This is a genomic window from Fulvivirga sp. AWR4_260 (assembly GCF_056158185.1).
In genome coordinates this window covers 137,316-155,694 of sequence record NZ_JBSWSU010000015.1, presented here as the reverse complement: position 1 = coordinate 155,694, position 18,379 = coordinate 137,316, and the positions used below count along the sequence as shown (strand labels likewise).

The 18,379-nt window shown below is 37.5% G+C and carries 17 protein-coding genes; 8 read left to right on the top strand and 9 right to left on the bottom strand.

Annotation, left to right across the window (positions count from 1 at the left end; translation table 11 throughout):
* Positions 1-14: 14 nt before the first annotated feature.
* The 3 genes from trkA to ACXACQ_RS07140 all read left to right on the top strand — a co-directional run bounded on the left by trkA (position 15) and on the right by ACXACQ_RS07140 (position 4,354).
* Entirely contained in the window at positions 15-1,355 is a 1,341-nt protein-coding gene (gene trkA, locus ACXACQ_RS07150; RefSeq protein ID WP_474975252.1) for a Trk system potassium transporter TrkA, read from the top strand.
* 83 nt (positions 1,356-1,438) lie between these two features.
* Positions 1,439-2,824, top strand: coding sequence for a TrkH family potassium uptake protein (locus ACXACQ_RS07145; protein WP_474975251.1), 1,386 nt, complete (start codon positions 1,439-1,441; stop codon positions 2,822-2,824).
* A gap of 75 nt (positions 2,825-2,899) precedes the next feature.
* Positions 2,900-4,354, top strand: a complete 1,455-nt coding sequence (locus ACXACQ_RS07140; RefSeq protein ID WP_474975250.1) for a TrkH family potassium uptake protein — start codon at positions 2,900-2,902, stop codon at positions 4,352-4,354.
* A gap of 81 nt (positions 4,355-4,435) precedes the next feature.
* On the opposite strand, the gene secDF is transcribed toward ACXACQ_RS07140, so the two are convergent.
* From secDF to ACXACQ_RS07110, 6 genes are all read right to left on the bottom strand, one after another.
* A complete protein-coding gene (gene secDF, locus ACXACQ_RS07135; RefSeq protein ID WP_474975249.1) occupies positions 4,436-7,450 on the bottom strand; it encodes a protein translocase subunit SecDF in 3,015 nt (1,004 codons plus the stop codon).
* 132 nt (positions 7,451-7,582) lie between these two features.
* Positions 7,583-7,951, bottom strand: a complete 369-nt coding sequence (locus ACXACQ_RS07130; protein WP_474975248.1) for a hypothetical protein — start codon at positions 7,949-7,951, stop codon at positions 7,583-7,585.
* A 57-nt stretch (positions 7,952-8,008) separates the two neighbouring features.
* Entirely contained in the window at positions 8,009-8,623 is a 615-nt protein-coding gene (locus ACXACQ_RS07125) for a uridine kinase family protein (RefSeq protein WP_474975247.1), read from the bottom strand.
* 13 nt (positions 8,624-8,636) lie between these two features.
* Complete coding sequence (locus tag ACXACQ_RS07120) at positions 8,637-9,212, bottom strand: non-canonical purine NTP diphosphatase (protein WP_474975246.1); 576 nt, start codon at positions 9,210-9,212, stop codon at positions 8,637-8,639.
* A gap of 140 nt (positions 9,213-9,352) precedes the next feature.
* Complete coding sequence (locus tag ACXACQ_RS07115) at positions 9,353-10,309, bottom strand: FKBP-type peptidyl-prolyl cis-trans isomerase (protein WP_474975245.1); 957 nt, start codon at positions 10,307-10,309, stop codon at positions 9,353-9,355.
* Between the two features lies 1 nt (position 10,310).
* Entirely contained in the window at positions 10,311-11,345 is a 1,035-nt protein-coding gene (locus ACXACQ_RS07110) for a DHH family phosphoesterase (RefSeq protein ID WP_474975244.1), read from the bottom strand.
* 192 nt (positions 11,346-11,537) lie between these two features.
* Between ACXACQ_RS07110 and ACXACQ_RS07105 the strand changes: the two genes are divergently transcribed.
* Positions 11,538-11,957, top strand: a complete 420-nt coding sequence (locus ACXACQ_RS07105; RefSeq protein ID WP_474975243.1) for a nucleoside-diphosphate kinase — start codon at positions 11,538-11,540, stop codon at positions 11,955-11,957.
* Positions 11,958-11,992: 35 nt separating this feature from the next.
* On the opposite strand, the gene ACXACQ_RS07100 is transcribed toward ACXACQ_RS07105, so the two are convergent.
* Entirely contained in the window at positions 11,993-13,435 is a 1,443-nt protein-coding gene (locus ACXACQ_RS07100) for an aldehyde dehydrogenase (RefSeq protein ID WP_474975242.1), read from the bottom strand.
* A 7-nt stretch (positions 13,436-13,442) separates the two neighbouring features.
* Positions 13,443-14,231 carry an SDR family oxidoreductase gene (locus tag ACXACQ_RS07095; protein WP_474975241.1) on the bottom strand — a complete coding sequence of 263 codons (789 nt, stop codon included), beginning with the start codon at positions 14,229-14,231 and terminating at the stop codon, positions 13,443-13,445.
* Positions 14,232-14,302: 71 nt separating this feature from the next.
* Between ACXACQ_RS07095 and ACXACQ_RS07090 the strand changes: the two genes are divergently transcribed.
* Genes ACXACQ_RS07090 through ACXACQ_RS07075 form a run of 4 tightly spaced genes read left to right on the top strand, consistent with a single transcriptional unit; the run spans position 14,303 to position 17,914 of the window.
* Positions 14,303-14,830, top strand: coding sequence for a 3-hydroxyanthranilate 3,4-dioxygenase (locus ACXACQ_RS07090; protein ID WP_474975240.1), 528 nt, complete (start codon positions 14,303-14,305; stop codon positions 14,828-14,830).
* Between the two features lie 2 nt (positions 14,831-14,832).
* Positions 14,833-15,312, top strand: a complete 480-nt coding sequence (locus ACXACQ_RS07085; protein WP_474975239.1) for a methylated-DNA--[protein]-cysteine S-methyltransferase — start codon at positions 14,833-14,835, stop codon at positions 15,310-15,312.
* 9 nt (positions 15,313-15,321) lie between these two features.
* Positions 15,322-16,581: a kynureninase gene (gene kynU / locus ACXACQ_RS07080; protein WP_474975238.1), complete on the top strand. Its 1,260-nt coding sequence runs from the start codon at positions 15,322-15,324 to the stop codon at positions 16,579-16,581.
* A 1-nt stretch (position 16,582) separates the two neighbouring features.
* Positions 16,583-17,914 carry an FAD-dependent oxidoreductase gene (locus ACXACQ_RS07075; RefSeq protein ID WP_474975237.1) on the top strand — a complete coding sequence of 444 codons (1,332 nt, stop codon included), beginning with the start codon at positions 16,583-16,585 and terminating at the stop codon, positions 17,912-17,914.
* On the opposite strand, the gene ACXACQ_RS07070 is transcribed toward ACXACQ_RS07075, so the two are convergent.
* Positions 17,909-18,352: a hypothetical protein gene (locus ACXACQ_RS07070; RefSeq protein WP_474975236.1), complete on the bottom strand. Its 444-nt coding sequence runs from the start codon at positions 18,350-18,352 to the stop codon at positions 17,909-17,911. The two genes, ACXACQ_RS07075 and ACXACQ_RS07070, sit on opposite strands and share 6 nt — an antisense overlap.
* Positions 18,353-18,379: the final 27 nt, after the last annotated feature.

Genomic DNA, 18,379 nt, shown 5'->3' with positions numbered 1-18,379 from the left:
AAAGAGCTGATGATATGAGGATCATTATTGCTGGTGCTGGTGATGTAGGCTTTCACCTTGCCAAATTACTTGCTTACGAAGAACAGGATATCATCCTAGTTGATTTGGATTCCGACAGGTTAAGACAGGCTTCAAGCAGTCTTGACGTAGGGACAATAAAAGGCAATAGTACCTCATATACGGTGCTTGAAGAAGCAGACGTATCTAATGCTGACCTATTAATAGCAGTTACTTCATCAGAAGAAACTAATTTAACCACAGCGATAATTGGTAAACATCTGGGCGCAAAAAAAACAATAGCCCGTATACAAAATGTTGAATACCTATTAAATAAAGACAAGCTCGATTTAAAAGACTTAGGAATAGACGAAATCATTTCGCCCGAGTCATTAGCGGCAAAAGAAATTAAACGCCTATTAAAAGAAGTAGCCCTTACTGATACTTTTGATTTTGATGAAGGCAAACTTTCATTAGTAGGTGTAATAGTGGATGAAAACAGCAAACTAAAAGATAAAACCTTAATAGAGGCAGCCCACCTCAATCCTAATCAAAACTTCGTTACGGTAGCCATCCTTCGCGACAATCAAACCATTATACCCCATGGTAATAATAAGTTTGAAGAAGGGGACCATGCTTATTTTATTGCACAACCTGACGGTGTCAATAGAGTGCTAGAGCTGTCTGGAAAGAAAAAGCAAGAGATAAAAAACATCATGATCTTGGGAGGTAGTAAAGTAGGCTACCACGCTGCAAAAAAATTAAGCAAAAAATTTAATGTTAAGCTCATTGAGCGAGATAGAGAGAAATGCCTAGAACTAGCAGATGAGCTTCGTGATGTAATGGTAATCTGCGGTGATGGCCGTGATGTAGACTTACTTCAAGAAGAAGCCATTGAAGAAATGGATGCATTTATTGCCGTTACGGGTAATTCCGAGACTAATATTATTTCTTGCCTTGTAGCCAAAAACAACAATGTGAAAAAAACTATCTCATTAGTTGAAAACATTGATTATATCCACCTTTCTCAAAACATAGGCGTGGATACTATGATCAACAAAAAGTTGATTGCAGCTAATTTCATGTTTAGATATATTAGGAAAGGAGATGTTATCTCATTAACTAGTATACACGGTGTAGATGCTGAAATATTAGAGTTTATAGTTAAGGCTGGCTCAAAAATTACCGAAAAAGAAATCAAAGAACTAGAGTTTCCTCCGGGAGCTATCATTGGAGGTGTAGTAAGAAATGGTATCGGCTACACTACCATGGGCGATTTCCAATTTCGCCCTAAAGACAGAGCGGTGGTACTTTGTCGTCCTGAATGCATACACGCAGTAGAAGAATTTTTTAAGTAAGGAAAATTTCCTTCATGAAAAGGTTCAATTTCAAGTTTATAACTCGCTTATTAGGTCTTCTTTTAGTGTTTAATGGCATTTTCATGTATCTGTGCCTATGCTTTACCATCTACTATCATGAAGATCCACTGCCGCTTATTTTAGCAGGCTCCTTAACATGTATAGTTGGTGGGGCTGGCTGGCTAAGCACACGCAATGTAAGCAACAAAGAACTCAAGAAAAGAGATGGCTTTATCATTGTTTCTTTTGGGTGGCTACTAATGTCACTCATGGGCACTACACCATTTTTATTTAGTGGTTCTATAACTAATTTCCCAGATTTATTCTTTGAAACTGTTTCTGGATACACTACTACCGGAGCCTCCATTCTCAATGACATTGAAGCACTGCCAAAAGGAATTTTATTTTGGCGAAGCATGACCCAATGGATAGGAGGAATGGGCATAATAGTACTTGCCGTTGCTATTTTACCCACATTGGGCATTGGAGGCATGCAGCTATTTATGGCAGAAGCCTCAGGAGTAACGCATGACAAGCTCAAACCCAAAATAAAAGATACTGCAAAAAGGCTGTGGTATATCTACCTAGGCCTCACCATTGCAGAAACTATTGTATTAATGTTTGGTGGCATGAGCTTCTATGATGCCTTAAACCATGCACTTACTACCATGGCTAGTGGAGGCTTCTCCCCTAAAAATCAAAGTGTAGCTTACTATAACTCACCTTTTATACAGTATACTATTATTTTCTTCATGATACTGGCCGGCACTAACTTTTCACTGATTTACTTTATGCTTAAAGGTAAAATGAAAAAAGCATGGGCAAATGAAGAGTTTAAAGTGTACATTATCATGATTGTAAGTGTGAGCGTAGTAATAAGCCTAATAGTCTTCTCTGAGACGTGGATTAATTTCGAACAATCCTTTAGAGATGCGCTCTTCCAAGTAGTATCTGTGGTTTCATCTACCGGTTTTGTGACCGCAGATTACACCTTATGGACTCCATTTGTATCATTTATATTCCTCTTACTAATGTTTCCTGCTGCATCGGCCGGCTCTACCTCAGGGGGTATTAAAATTATAAGAATTATAGTTTTAATAAAGAATAGCTTCGCTGAAATAAAAAGACAGCTCCACCCATCAGCAATCATTCCGGTTAGAATAGATGGAAAATCGATAGACAAAGATATTCTTTTTAATGTGCAGGCATTTGTGATTTTATATCTACTGGTATTTACTTTCGGAGTATTTGGCTTAACCTTTACCGGAAGTGACTTAGTAACTTCCATGGGAGCTGTAGCCACTTGTCAAGCCAATATAGGCCCAGGATTAGGAGCCACAGGCCCTGCCACCAATTTTGCCTCTCTTAACAACTTCAGCAAATGTCTGTTAGCAATGATAATGCTTTTTGGCAGACTTGAACTTTTCACTATGCTAGCACTTTTCACTCCACATTTCTGGAAAAAGTAAAGCATTTTAAAAAAAGCTTTTAATATAAAAACTATTGTAGTTATTTAAGAATAATTATATCACATCTAAACTTTTATGAGGTTTAACTTCAAATTAATTCTATACCTATTAGGTGCTCTGGCTATTATTAATGGCATTTTCATGCTGCTCTGCGTACCTTTTTCACTTTACTATAGAGAGCAATGGTGGCACTTAGCTTTATCAGGGGGCATTGCTATTGCACTAGGTACCACTTCTGCTATTTTGACGCGCGACAATAGCAACAAAGAGCTCAAAAAAAAGGATGGATATCTCATTGTAACACTAGGTTGGCTTACCATGTCATTTTTAGGTTGCCTCCCCTATATCATCAGCGGGGAGATTCCTGAAATAGAAAATGCATTTTTCGAAACCATATCTGGGTATACTACTACCGGAGCATCTATACTAAACGATATAGAAAGTGTACCAAAAGGTATACTATTTTGGCGAAGCTTAACACAATGGATAGGTGGCATGGGTATAATTGTACTAGCCGTAGCTATACTACCTATACTTGGAATTGGAGGCATGCAACTATTTGTGGCCGAAGCTCCGGGCATTTCACCTGACAAAATGAAGCCAAGAATAAAAGAAGTAGCCAAAAGGTTATGGTATATTTATCTGGGACTAACCTTGGCAGAAACGGTATTACTGATGTTTGGTGGCATGACATTTTTCGATGCCATCAACCATTCACTAACCACTATGGCTACTGGTGGTTTCTCTACTCGAAACGCCAGTGTAGCATATTATGAATCTGCGTATATACAATATGTGATTACCTTCTTTATGTTTTTAGCAGGTACTAACTTTGCTATTACTTATTTTGGAATCAAAGGAAAATTTAAAAAAGTATGGGAAAATGAGGAATTTAGAAACTACTTATTCATCACGCTCATACTTTCACTATGCATAGCCTTCTTTGTGTTTTCTTCCAAATGGGAGAGTTTTGAAAAATCTTTCCGCGATTCACTCTTTCAAGTGGTATCAGTAATAACTACAACGGGCTTTGTAACCGCTGACTACACCACATGGGCTCCATTCCTTACGGTAATATTCTTCCTTTTGATGTTTTTAGGCGCTTCGGCAGGCTCAACTGCAGGAGGAATAAAGGTAGTGAGGCATACTTTATTATTTAAAAATTCCTTTTTAGAAATGAAGAGGCAGCTGCACCCCTCCGCTGTAATACCAGTAAGGCTAAATGGCGTGGCCGTAAGTAGAGAAATTACATATAATGTACTAGCATTTCTTTTGTTTTACCTACTAATTTATGGCATAGGTGTATTTCTATTGTCATTTACAGGAGTAGATTTTGATACTGCACTAGGTGCTGTGGCTACTTGCCTAGGTAACATAGGCCCAGGTTTAGGTGAGGTAGGACCGGTTAACAACTTTTATAATATTACTGCTTTTGGCAAATGGCTACTTTCTTTTTTAATGCTGCTAGGACGACTAGAACTCTTTACAGTATTAATGCTATTTACCCGTAATTTCTGGCTGAAGTATTAATAAATCAATAAGAAGATAAAACAACAAAAAAGGCTTGCCATCACTGGCAAGCCTTTTTTGATTTCCACTTAAAGTGAAATATTATTTTTCTAATTGCTTCTTATCTAAGTCTACTACTACAGGAGATGCAATGAATACTGAAGAATATGTACCCACAACAATACCTACGAATAGAGCGAAAGAGAATCCTCTCAACACCTCTCCACCGAAAATTAACAATATCGCTACCACTATTAAAGTAGTAATTGACGTCATTAAAGTTCTGTTTAATGTACTGTTAATTGCTGAGTTAAAGATCTTAGCTTTATCAGCGTTAGCAGCACCAAGGTTTAAGTACTCTCTGATACGGTCAAATACTACCACTGTATCGTTAATAGAGTAACCTATAATGGTCAATATCGCAGCTACAAATACCTGATCAATTTCAAATTTGATACCCAATACACCTGCTATTCCGAAAGCTGAGAATACAAATAAACTATCATGAACCAAAGCTATAATAGCACCTGTACTGAATTGCCATTTTCTAAACCTGATTAAGATATAAATAAAGATAGCGATGATGGCAAATAAGCCCGCTTCGTAAGAAGAGCTCTTAATATCATCAGCAATAGTAGCTCCTACTTTTGATGAACCAGAAATTGTAAAGTGGTCTGCATCTACTCTTGAGTCATCCTCAACATAAGTCTTTCCAGTAAAACTTGCAATTCCTTCAATTAATGCTGCTTGTACTTTATCATCAGCATCATCAGACTCATCGTCTACCAAATAAGAAGTGGTTACTTTTACAATTTTGTTACTTCCGAAGTTTTTAACTTCAGTACCTCCACCTTCAAAGCTCTTATTCAGAGCCACTTTCATATCAGTAGCCACTACTGCATCATCAAAATTGACAATATATGATCTACCTCCTTTAAAATCTACACCTAAGTTGAGTCCTTGAACAGCGATTAAAGCAATACCAATAACTATTACTATACCAGAAATCATATAGGCAATTCTTCTCTTACCCATAAAATCGATAGTAGGTGCATTTAACAATTTACCAGATATAGCCGTTGAGAAAGATATTTTGCTTGCATCACCTTTCTTAGTCATCCATTCAATTATTACTCTGGTAATGAAAACAGCTGTAAAGAATGAACAAACAATACCGATCATTAAGGTAATGGCAAAACCTTTGATAGGCCCCTGCCCTAATACAAATAGGATGATAGCAGTTAATAAAGTAGTAACGTTAGCATCAACAATTGAACTAAACGCCTTTTCGTAACCAGCAGAAATGGCTGCTTTTAAGTTCACTCCATTTCTCATCTCCTCTCTAATTCTTTCGAAGATAAGTACGTTAGCATCTATCGACATACCGATAGTTAACACTATACCAGCGATACCCGGTAAAGTAAGAGCAGAATTAAACTGAGCTAAAATTCCAACAATAAAGAAAATATTGAATACTAACGCGATGTCAGCAACAAGACCACCTTTAGAGTAGTAACCGATCATAAATAACACTACTATAATTAAACCAGCTCCCATAGAAATAATACCTTGGTTTCTTGCTACAGCACCAAGAGTTGGTCCAACTATCGCTTCTTCAACAATTCTTGTAGGAGCAGGTAATGACCCTGCTTTCAATATATTCGCTAAATCTTTAGCTTCTTCAATAGAGAAGTTTCCAGAAATTTGAGAATTACCATTAGGGATTTCTCCGTTTACAAAAGGTGCAGAATAAACTAAGTTATCTAAAACAATAGCAATACTTCCGCGTGGTGTTCTACTAGCAGCTTCTGCAGTCATTTTTGCCCAAACTCTAGTTCCTAAAGCATTCATTTGCATGCTTACTGCCGGACGGCTATACTGATCAAGCTCCTGACGAGCATCCGTGATTACTTCACCAGTTAAACGAGCATTTCCTCCTCTACCAGTCTTAACAAAGTATAATTGTAATAATTCGGCTCCAGTTTGTTCGTTTACTGTAGGCTTTACAGCCCACAATGGCTTCACTGAACGAGGCATCATGGCCTTAACATCTTTTCTTGCTAAAATACCATTGATTACAGCAGTGTCTTTTACATCATAAATAAAACCTCCTGCAGCTCTGATTAAATCAAATAAAGGAGATTGCTTATTAGTTAAAGTATCTAGATCAGCAGTAGTAGTATCTCCCAAGGCTGAATCTAAACTGCTTTCTGCTGAAGCAGAATCGCTATCAGCAAACATGTCTTGTAAGTCTTGCTCAGACTCGGTAGGGATTGCTTCTTCAGCATTTGGCTTAGTCTCTCCTTCTACATCTAAAGCAGACTCCGCTTTGCGCTCATTTACAAGCATGCCGTTAATAGAAATTAAAGCACTGTTTACATCAGCAGCATCAGCTACTTCCCAGAACTCTAACTTAGCAACACCTTGCAATAACTTCCTTACACGCTCAGGGTTATCAGCACCAGGAATCTCAATTTGGATTCTACCTTGGTCTTGTAGTCTCTGAATATTTGGCTGAGAAGTACCAAACTGATCTAATCTGGTTCTTAAAATTATAAATGATCTATCTATAGCATCATCAATCTCTTTTTTGATAACACTCATTACAGCGTCATCGCTATCGCTTCGACTGATTCTTCCACGGTTAGCTGCAGTAGCAAATATATTTGCTAAAGGCTTTTCAGTAGTTTCGTTATAAGATTCTAGGAATAGATCAGCAAACTGCTCTTGACTATCTTTTTGCCTAGTTTGAGCCTTTTCAATTGCTGAAAGGAATGCCGGATCTTGGCTGTTTCCACTCAATCCTTTAATGATATCTACAGGAGATACCTCTAAAGTTACATGCATACCTCCCTGAAGGTCAAGTCCAAGACTTAACTCAGTATCTTTTACTTCCTTATAAGTATACTCTATACCAAAAAGGTTGTAAACAGGTAGATTGTAAATAGAATCTAGGTAAGATTGTTTTTTAGATAGGTTAACAATACCTGACTCATCAGTTGCATAATCTACAGCGTCTTTTTGTATTCCACGAGAAACAAAAGTAAACGACAAATAGTAGATACATAGCAACGTAACTATAACAGTTAATGTGATAATTGCGCCTTTATTTCGCATTGTCTTTTAAATATTTGTTGATTTAAGGTAATAAGTAAGTATATACACGCCCTGTATTAAAGGCATGCGGCTTTATCCTAATAGGTAAAACCTAGTTATTTTAAGAAAATTAAACAGGAATAAACAGTCTAATTAGGGCGCATTTGGGGATATAATGAGCCTAAAAAGTGTTTTAAAGTAGGTATTAAAGTCAGGCTCGTGAGCATAAACGATTTCCTGAACATCAATATTCTCAATGTAGATATTAGAAATGAAATGCAGCACCTGAACAAAAGCTACTTGCGCTGCCGAACTTACTGCTCCTTTAGAAATAGTAAGTATTTCATGCCCTGAATCACCATCATCATTATTTTGATCTACATCAGTTTTTACTTCAACTTCGTAGCTTGCCAAATAATTATAATAAAATGACTCTGATGTGAGCACAACAAAAGCAGCAACAAACCCTAGGATAATACCTACAGTGTGTTTGTGTTTTAATATGTTTTTATTGTTGCTCATAATTCAAGGCATACAAAAGTAGTGATTCGAACTTATAAAGCAAGTTCAGCTAAATATTTATTTGAGCTTGGACTTAAAAAAGCCACTCATCACTTCTAACGCATTATCGAAATTACTATTGTTTGGAATTATTAAATCAGCATCATTTTTCAATGGCTCCAAATATTGCTCAAACGTAGGCATCACATGGTTTTCAAACCTATATAACACGTCATCAAGGTCGTAACCTCTTTCTATTTTATCTCTAATTATACGTCTCTTTAGTTTAATGTGATCTTTCGCTGAAATAAACACTTTGAGGTCTAACAGATCGCTTACTTCTTTATAATACATCACAAAAAGCCCTTCAATAACTACTATAGGGGCAGCATCAAAACGTAACATTTTGGGCGCAATAGCTGGGTTATTAAAAGTATATTCTAACCGTTCAAAAGAAGCTCCAGATTTTATCTTTCTAATATCTGCCGCAAAAGCCTCATCATCGATCGATTCTGGAGTATCAAAATTTTTAACACCATTTTCATCCAAAGGCTGTTCTTCTCTCGGTCGGTAGTAATTATCCTGCGAGATTAAACATATGTCTTTACTATCAAACTGATGAAGGAGACTATTTAAAAACAATGTCTTCCCTGATCCACTTCCTCCTGTAATACCTATAATATATGGATTCACTGTATTTAATTTATTATATCTGGGTTAAATATTCAATCAACTTATTTACGGCTAGGCCTCTATGGCTAATTTTATTTTTCTCTGCCATAGACATTTCTGCAAAGGTAACATTATATCCTTCAGGACGAAACACTGGATCGTAACCAAATCCATCACTACCAGATTTTTCTGAAATAATTTCACCTTTCACCACTCCTTCAAACTGTACCTCATCTTCATTTAGAAATAAACTTATCACTGTTCTAAACTGAGCAGAGGTATCACTTTCATCTTTAAGCTTAGTTAGCAACAGCGAGATATTATCTTCATTACTTCTATGATCACCAGCATACCTTGCAGACTTAACTCCCGGCTCCCCATTAATAGCGCTCACCTCTAGGCCTGTATCATCAGCAAAACAAGCTACATGGTAATTCCTAAACACATATTCAGCCTTTTGTCTGGCATTACCTTCAAGGGTATCTTGGTCTTCGAGCAATTCTTCATTACACCCAATATCATTCAAAGAAACTATATCTATGTGATCGGGAAGCATTTTTTTCACTTCCTTGATTTTATTCTCATTATTGGTGGCAAAGCAGATTTTCATACCTGTAGTTTTATTTTATTGATGTGCACGAAGTAAACTTCTATGCGTACATACAAAAATAGGTACCTCAAAATGAAATTTGAAGTACCTATAATATTTTAATACTGCAAAGCTAAGCCATTGCAGTAAATTATTTAAACTTATTCAGCAGCTGTTGCGCTTTGTACATCTACTAAATCAACAGTAAACACTAATATTGAGTTAGCAGTAATTTCTTCACTTACAGCTCTAGGCCCGTATGCTAATGTAGAAGGGATATACAAAGTAGCTTTATCTCCTTTTTTCAATAAAGCGATACCTTCATCCCATCCTTTTATTACTCTTCCTTGACCAAGCACAAAAGATAATGGCTCATAAGGCTCTCTTCTTTCATCGTATAGACCTTGCTCTTGAGCTACAGCTTTATCACTGGTATCAAAATAAGCTCCTTCTAAAACTTTACCTGTGTAATTAACTTTTACAGTGTCTCCAGCAGCAGCACTTACATCACTTCCACCAGCTTCGTTAATCACGTAGAATAAACCTGATTCAGTTTTTTCAGCTTTAATATTATTTGCAGCTAAATAATCTTCAATAGTTTTAACATCTTCTTTCAACTGAACTGCAGCTTCATCCTCCATTTTTTTACGTTGCTTTTCCATCATTTCTTGTTGGAAATCCTGCATTTCTTCTTTGTTAAGAGCCTTATTAACTCCTACATAGAATGTTAAATTACCCGTTGTGTCAACAGCCGGAGGCGCTGGAGAGTGCACACTATTTTTAAAGAAATCATTAACAGACACAGAGAAAGTAACACTATCACCAACTTTCAATTCATTGAAAATTTGCTCAATACTTCCTGTATTAGCAGACCATGCAGAATCTGTTTTAGGCACTACAATAGGAAAATCTTTATCCTCTGTAGTCATCCATACTGAATCTTTATCATCTTTATAAGACATGCTCATAACCATGAACTGTCCATCTTCTATTGGTGCAGTACCTTCTTTAATAACGGTATATTTCATCCCTGAGGCAGTAGATTTTTCTTTTTTGCCACAAGAAATCATAGCTCCAACTAAGCATATAGACACAAATAATTTGGAATTTTTGATCATTCTAAGCGTATATTTTGTTGTTAGTTTTCAAATTGGTTTTATATTCTTCAAGCAGTTTTTCAAACTTCTTGATAGTTTCTTCTAATGTAAGGTCAGACTTACCTCCGGCAGCGTTTTTATGCCCGCCACCTTCAAAATGCTTCTTAGCAAACTCATTTACTGAAAAGTCACCCACTGACCTGAAAGACATTTTTACAGCTTCTGTTCTATCGGTAAAAAGCGCAGCAAACTTAATCCCCTCAATCGAAAGAGCATAATTCACTAGGCCTTCAGTGTCTCCCGTTCTGCTACGGAAATTTTCTAAATCACTTGCCGAAATAGCGATATATGCGGTGTTATACTCGTTTAGCACTACTAATCTTTCACTTAGTGCAAACCCTAAAAATTTAAGTCTATCTAAAGAATTGGTATCATAGATGAGTTTTGACACTTTGGCACTATCTGCTCCAATCTCCACCAAGTCACCACATACAGCAAATACATTTCTTGTAGTGTTAGGATGCTTAAAATTGCCAGTATCTGTCATAATACCTGCATAAAGGCATTCAGCTAGATCTTTATCTATCAGCGGCTTATCACCAAGCATACAAATTAACTCATAAACGAGCTCAGCAGTGGCTGCAGCCTTCACATCCCACATGGTAAAATCAGCGAAATCATCAGGTTCCAAGTGGTGGTCGATGAGTACTTTCACGCATTTTGCATCTTTTACTGCATCACCCAATTCATTAATTCTACCTAAACAGCTAAAGTCTAGGCAAAAAATAATATCGGCATCTTTTACCAAATCGTTAGACTGGCTGATAGACCCTTCGTCTTTATTATATATAATGACCTCATCGTTGCCCTTCATCCAATCAAGAAAACTAGGATAATCTGTAGGGGTAATTACCGTTACAGTATGTCCTTTCTTTTTCAGATATCCTGCTAACCCCAAAGAAGAGCCTAATGCATCTGCATCGGGTTTATGATGTGTAGTGATCACAATCTTTTTGGGATTACTGATGAGCGTTTTAAAAGCTTCCAGATTCTGCATTATTGTCTTCACGATCTCATAAAAAAAAGACCGTTTTAAATTTTTATAAACAGCAAAATTGATAATAAAATAATTCAAATACAAAATACCTCCCCTTGATTATCTGAAACAGGTATTTTAGCCATCGCGGGGGCGTTTATTTCGGGGATCTTCTTAATTTAGCAGAAAATATTATAAAAACGAAAATCTACTATGTCAGGAAAAAGAACTTTTACCATGATAAAGCCAGATGCAGTGGCAGCAGGCAACATTGGAGCTATCACAAAAATGATTGAAGAAGCAGGCTTTAGAATTGTAGCTATGAAAAAAACTCAGTTAACCACTGAGTCTGCAGGTAAGTTTTATGAAGTACACAAAGAGCGTCCTTTCTATGCTGACCTTACTAAATATATGTCTTCTGGCCCTATCGTTCCTATGATATTAGAGAAAGATAACGCTGTTGAAGATTTTAGAACTTTAATAGGTGCCACTAACCCTAAAGAAGCTGCTGAAGGCACTATCAGAGCATTATTTGCTGAGTCTATCGAAGCTAACGCGATCCATGGATCTGACTCTGATGACAATGCTAAAATTGAAGGAAGCTTCTTCTTTTCAGAATTAGAGCAATTCTAATTAAAATATACAAAGGGCTGAGATTTCTCAGCCTTTTACATTTTTATGCATACGTTTTTAGGTTCGGTAAAAAACCTTAGCGCTTCTTCTCCTCCTTCACGCCCAACCCCCGACTGCTTCACTCCTCCAAAAGGCGTACGCAGGTCGCGCAACATCCAGCAATTTACCCATACTATGCCGCTGTGAATATTAGCAGCTACACGATGCCCTCTTTTCAAATCTGAGGTCCACAGCGAAGTGGCTAAACCATATTTTGTAGCATTAGCAAACCCCACAACTTCATCTTCTGTTTGAAATGGCGAAATAGTTACCACAGGACCAAAAATCTCTTCTTGATTAGTTCTGCAATTGATATCTAAACCGGTAATAACCGTAGGTGCCACATAATAACCATTAGCAAACCCTCCTGACAATGAAACCGTACCTCCTCCACACTGCACCTCTCCGCCTTCCTGCTCAGCCAGTTTTATATATGCCAATATTTTTTCTTGATGAGCCTTAGAAACCACCGCTCCAAGCTCAGCTTTCTCATCCAATGGCTCCGCAACATGAAGTGCTTTGGCCTTTTCAACAAAAGCTTCTACAAAGTTTTCGTAAATAGATTGCTCTACATAAATCCTTGACCCACAAAGACAGATCTGCCCTTGATTGGTAAATGCTGCTCTCACCGATGTTTCTAGAGCTTCATCAAAATCTGCATCAGCAAAAATGATATTGGCATTCTTTCCTCCCATTTCTAAAGAGAGTTTTTTAAACATAGGAGCAGCAGTACTTGCAATTTTCCGTCCCGTTTCAGTTCCACCAGTAAAAGAAATCACACCCACCTCCGGATGCTCAACTATAGCCTGCCCTACTTTATGCCCATATCCATGAACAATATTTAAAACACCTTTGGGTAAACCGGCCTCTTCACATAGGGAGGACAATAGATAAGCAGTCATCGGTGTCAGCTCTGATGGCTTGGCCACCACTGTATTTCCCACAGCTAGGGCTGGAGCTATTTTCCAAGTAAATAAATACAAGGGTAAATTCCAGGGAGAAATACACCCCACTACGCCAATTGGAGAGCGAGTGGTGTAATTAATAGCTACATTATCGGTTTGATGATATTCTGATGAAAAATGAATAATAGAAGAACTGAAAAATTGCAAATTTTGCGCAGCCCTTGGTATGTCTAATTTACGAGCCAAGGTCAATGGTTTACCGGAATCCTTACTTTCTGCCTCAGCCAAGCGATCAACATTTTCCAGTATTAACCTCGACAATTTTGACAAAATTTCAGAGCGCTCTCTCACAGGCATTTCCGACCAGACTGGAAATGCCCCTTGTGCAGCATTTACAGCTAGTTGCACATCATGCTCATCCGAATCCGGAATTTGACCATATACCGTGCCTGTAGCAGGTTCATAATTATCAAAAGACTGACCTGAAAGCGCCTCTTTAAACTCTCCTCCTATATAATTTAATACTGCATCCATCTTTTTATTATAAGCTATTTAACCTTCCTCCATCTACAGGCAAATTAATTCCTGTAATATATGAAGCAGAAGGGCTTGCTAAAAATGCCACAGCCTCTGCTGTCTCCTTTGGCTCTGCAAACCTTCGTAAAGGTATATCACTCTTCATACTTTGCTCCACTTCTTCCTTTGACAAGCCTTGTTTCTCTGCTTTTGTTTGTACTATGGCATCTAAACGAGCCGTACTAGTATACCCTGGAAGCACATTATTTACTGTAATACCAAATTCACCAAGTTCATAGGCTAATGTTTTAGCCCAACTGGCTACTGCACCTCTAATAGTATTAGAAACCCCAAGGCCGGGAATAGGAGCTTTCACCGAAGTTGAAATAATATTAATAATTCGGCCATATCCACTTTGCTTCATAAATGGAACCACGGCCTGCGTTAAAATCTGATTACATATTAAGTGCCTTTGAAATGCGTTTTGATATTCTTCTAACAATGCATCCACCGCTTTACCTCCTGCCGGCCCACCAGTGTTGTTAACCAGAATGTGCACATCATTTTCTTTTATTAAATATTGATCCAAAGCTGTTTTCAATCTATCTGGCTCATCAAAATCCGCGCATATGTAATGATGCTGCTGCTCAGTAGTAGTAGGAATTTCATCTAGCATTTCGCGCATTTTGTTGCTATCGCGAGCCACCATAGTTACGTTCGCTCCTAATGCTGCCAATTCTAAAACTATTGCCTTACCTATACCTTGAGTACTACCACAAACTAACGCACGTTTATTCTTAAGATTTATATCCATATGATTTTCTGAAACTTGTCTCTTATACTTTATTTTTTCTATAAATTTAACCAGAAATAAACAAAACAGTTATGGCCATAAGAAGACCGTTTAATTTACAAAAGTGGATAGACGAAAATAGAGATTTGTTAAAGCCACCTGTTGGAAACAAAAACCTATACACCGAATCGGGTGACTATATAGTAATGATAGTGGGAGGTCCAAATGCCCGAAAAGACTATCATTACAATGAAACAGAGGAACTTTTTTACCAGCTAGAAGGAGATATTATTGTAAAAATACAAGAAGATGGGCAAGCAGTAGAAGTGCCTATAAAAGCAGGAGAAATGTACCTGCATCCGGCTAAAGTTCCGCATAGCCCCATAAGAAGTGAAGGATCTATAGGCCTAGTGATAGAAAGGAAGCGCAACGCTGCATATGAAGACGGGTTACTCTGGTTTTGTGACCAATGCAACCACAAGTTACACGAAGTGTATTTTCCTCTAACCAATATTGAAAAAGACTTCTTACCTCGATTTAAAGAATTTTATACTTCAGAAAAGTTACGCACTTGCGATAACTGCGGTCATGTAATGGAAACTGACCCTCGATATATTTAATAATGAAAGCCTCTAGCATCACCACTTCGTTACTTGGCCCTATTACCATTTATAGTAATGGTGATGCTGTTACTAAGTTAAAATTTGGCTTACCTGATTCTCCTATATCAGAAGATAAAATTTCAGTTAAAGCTAAGGTACAGTTATTAGAGTACCTGGAAGGACAACGAAAAACATTTGATTTAGCATTAGATCCTTCAGGAACGGACTTTCAAAACAGAGTATGGGATCAGTTATTGAGCATTCCGTATGGAAAAACCATTTCATATGCTACGCAAGCCCAAGACTTAGGAGATATAAAGTGCATAAGAGCTGTGGGAACTGCCAATGGGAAAAATCCGATCCCAATTATTATACCTTGCCACAGGGTAATTGGAAAAGATGGCTCACTTACAGGGTTTAGTTCTGGGCTATCCAAAAAAGAATTATTGTTACGCCACGAAGGTGTTCTTAAAGGAGTACAGATAAGTATTTTTGATTAAAATTTGCGCATGAATTACGAAAGCAATATCAATTTTGCTAAAAAAATGGATAATGAAGATCCATTAAAACAATATAAAGATCTGTTTCACATACCTGTTATTAATGGCAAAAAGTCCATTTACTTTACAGGAAACTCACTGGGTTTACAGCCAAAAAATGTGAGCAATTACATTAATGAAGAGCTAGAAGGGTGGGCTACTTTAGGAGTGGAAGGCCATTTCCATTCTAACAAAAGGCCATGGCTTTATTATCATAAGTTCAGCAAAACTGCACTGGCCAATATTGTAGGCGCAAAGCCTGTAGAAGTAGTATCTATGAATAGCTTAACGGTAAACCTGCATTTAATGATGACATCGTTTTACCGACCTACTGCCTCCCGATATAAGATTATTATGGAAGCGGGAGCTTTTCCTTCTGATCAATATGCCGTTGAGAGTCAGGTGAAGCTTCATCATTTAGAGCCACAAACTTCAATCATTGAAATATCTCCAAGAGAAGGTGAAAGCACTTTGCGCACAGAAGACATTGAAAGCACTATTCATGAACATGGTGAGTCTGTGGCCTTAGTTCTTTTTAGTGGTGTTCAGTATTACACTGGTCAATTTTTCGACATTAAGGCCATCACTACGGCAGCTCATCAGGTAGGAGCCTTTGCTGGTTTTGACCTCGCTCACGCTGCGGGCAACGTACCCCTTTCACTTCACGATGATGAAGTTGATTTTGCGGCTTGGTGTAGCTATAAATACTTAAACTCTGGCCCTGGTGGCGTTAGCGGAATTTTCGTTCATGAAAGACATGCAAAAAATAGCGACATACAAAGGATGGCAGGCTGGTGGGGCCACGATGAAGATTCTCGTTTTAAAATGGAGAAAGGATTTAAGCCTATGGAAGGTGCTGATGGCTGGCAGCTAAGTAATGTCAATGTATTGAGCAGTGCGGCTCATCTGGCCTCTTTAGAAATCTTTGATAATGTAGGCATGGAAGCCCTTCGGTCTAAAAGCTTATTACTTACCGGTTATTTAAAATTTTTAATAGATCAGCTGCCTGGCATTGACTACATTACTCCAAAGCACAAAAATGAAAGTGGCTGTCAGCTATCATTAATTGTTAGCTCTAATGGCAAAGAAGTTTTTAATGCATTAAACAACAAAGGAATTATTGCTGACTGGCGCGAGCCAAATGCCATTAGAGTGGCTCCGGTACCATTATACAATACATTTGAAGATGTATTTACTTTTTATGAAATCATCAAAAGCACGATAAACTGATATGGACTCAAAAAAAGAAATTTCAATTATAGGAGCAGGGTTGGTAGGATCGTTAATGGCTATATACCTCGTTAAAAGAGGCTATAGAGTAAATGTTTATGAAGGTAGAGATGATTTAAGACAAAGCACTATCGATGGGGGAAGGTCTATTAACTTAGCCTTAAGCAATAGAGGCTGGCTACCCTTAGAAGAGGTAGGCATTATAGAAAAGGTAAAACCAATGGTTATACCAATGCATGGACGAATGATGCATGATAAAAAAAGTGAGCTTACCTTTCAGCCTTATGGAAAACAAGATCAATTTATAAACTCTGTTAGTCGAGGAGGTCTCAATGCGATACTTTTAGATGAAGCAGAAAAATTAGGGGCAAAATTTCATTTTAAAGCAAAATGCAGCAGGGTTAACTTTGCCAACAACACCTTTTCATTATTAAAAGAGGGAGTAAAATCAGAGGTAAAATCGGATATAATTATTGGAGCAGATGGGGCTTTCTCTGCCATTAGACGCTCTATGCAACACACCAGTAGGTTTAACTACTCGCAATTCTATCTTGACTACGGTTATAAAGAATTAACTATCCCTCCTGCTGATAACGGAAGTTTTGCAATTGAAAAAAATGCTTTGCACATATGGCCCAGAGGCAATTTTATGCTCATAGCCTTACCCAACTTAGATGGCAGCTTCACGGTAACGCTGTTCTTCCCTTTTGAGGGTAAAGACTCTTTTGAAAGCTTAAATTCCAATAGCGCGATTGAACAGTTCTTCAAAACTCAATTTCCTGACGCATGCGAATTAATGCCTTCTTTAATCGATGATTTTAACACCAATCCTACTTCAGACCTTGTGACAGTGAAAGCATCTCCTTGGTTTAAAAACCGCACCCTATTGATTGGTGATGCTGCGCACGCAATTGTACCATTTTATGGCCAAGGAATGAATTGTGGGTTTGAAGACTGCCGCATACTAAACGAATTGTTAGACAAACATAATGATGATTGGGAAAAAGTATTGCCAGAATATAGTGAAGCCAGAAAAAAGGACGCTGATGCCATCTCTGATCTGGCATTAAAAAACTTCATAGAAATGAGAGATTTAGTAGCCGACAAAAAATTCTTGACCAGAAAAAAAATTGAGGCTAAGCTGCATGAAAAGTATCCTGAAAAATGGATTCCACTTTACACCATGGTCACCTTCATGGAGCATATGCGCTATTCAGAAGCTCTTGAAAAAGGAGATCGTCAAAATGAAATAATGAATGGAGTGATGGGATCTATTTCTGAGGACTCACAACTTGACGACTTGAATTTAGAAACTATCATTTCGAAGCTATAAATTCAAAAGATAAGACAATTTTTGATAAGCCTTAAATTCAGGAGAATGAGGCCCATCCTCATTCTCAATGAAAAGTTTCATTGTTTTTTCCACAAACATTCTAGAGTCCTTATTATAATTCATGTAATCTTTCAAGGCTTCTAGAAACTTATCTTGCCAATATTCAGAAGTACGCAAAAGGTAGCGCATTTCAGCTTTATAAATCAGCATCAAATTTTCCTCCTTGGCAATACCAAGATCATCCGTAGCCATCTTTCTGCCTAGAAGTTTAGTAAGCCGCTTTAGCGTGGTCCATTCATCTCGCTCCAAAAGGCCATCACTCATTACTATTAAGCATGATGGCAACAAATGCATGATATAAATAAACTGCTCTTTATTTATATCGAGAAATCGAGCATGGGTATATTCGTAGTATAAGCGGTCAATTCTTGTATACAAAACATAAATAAGTTTATATACAATTTA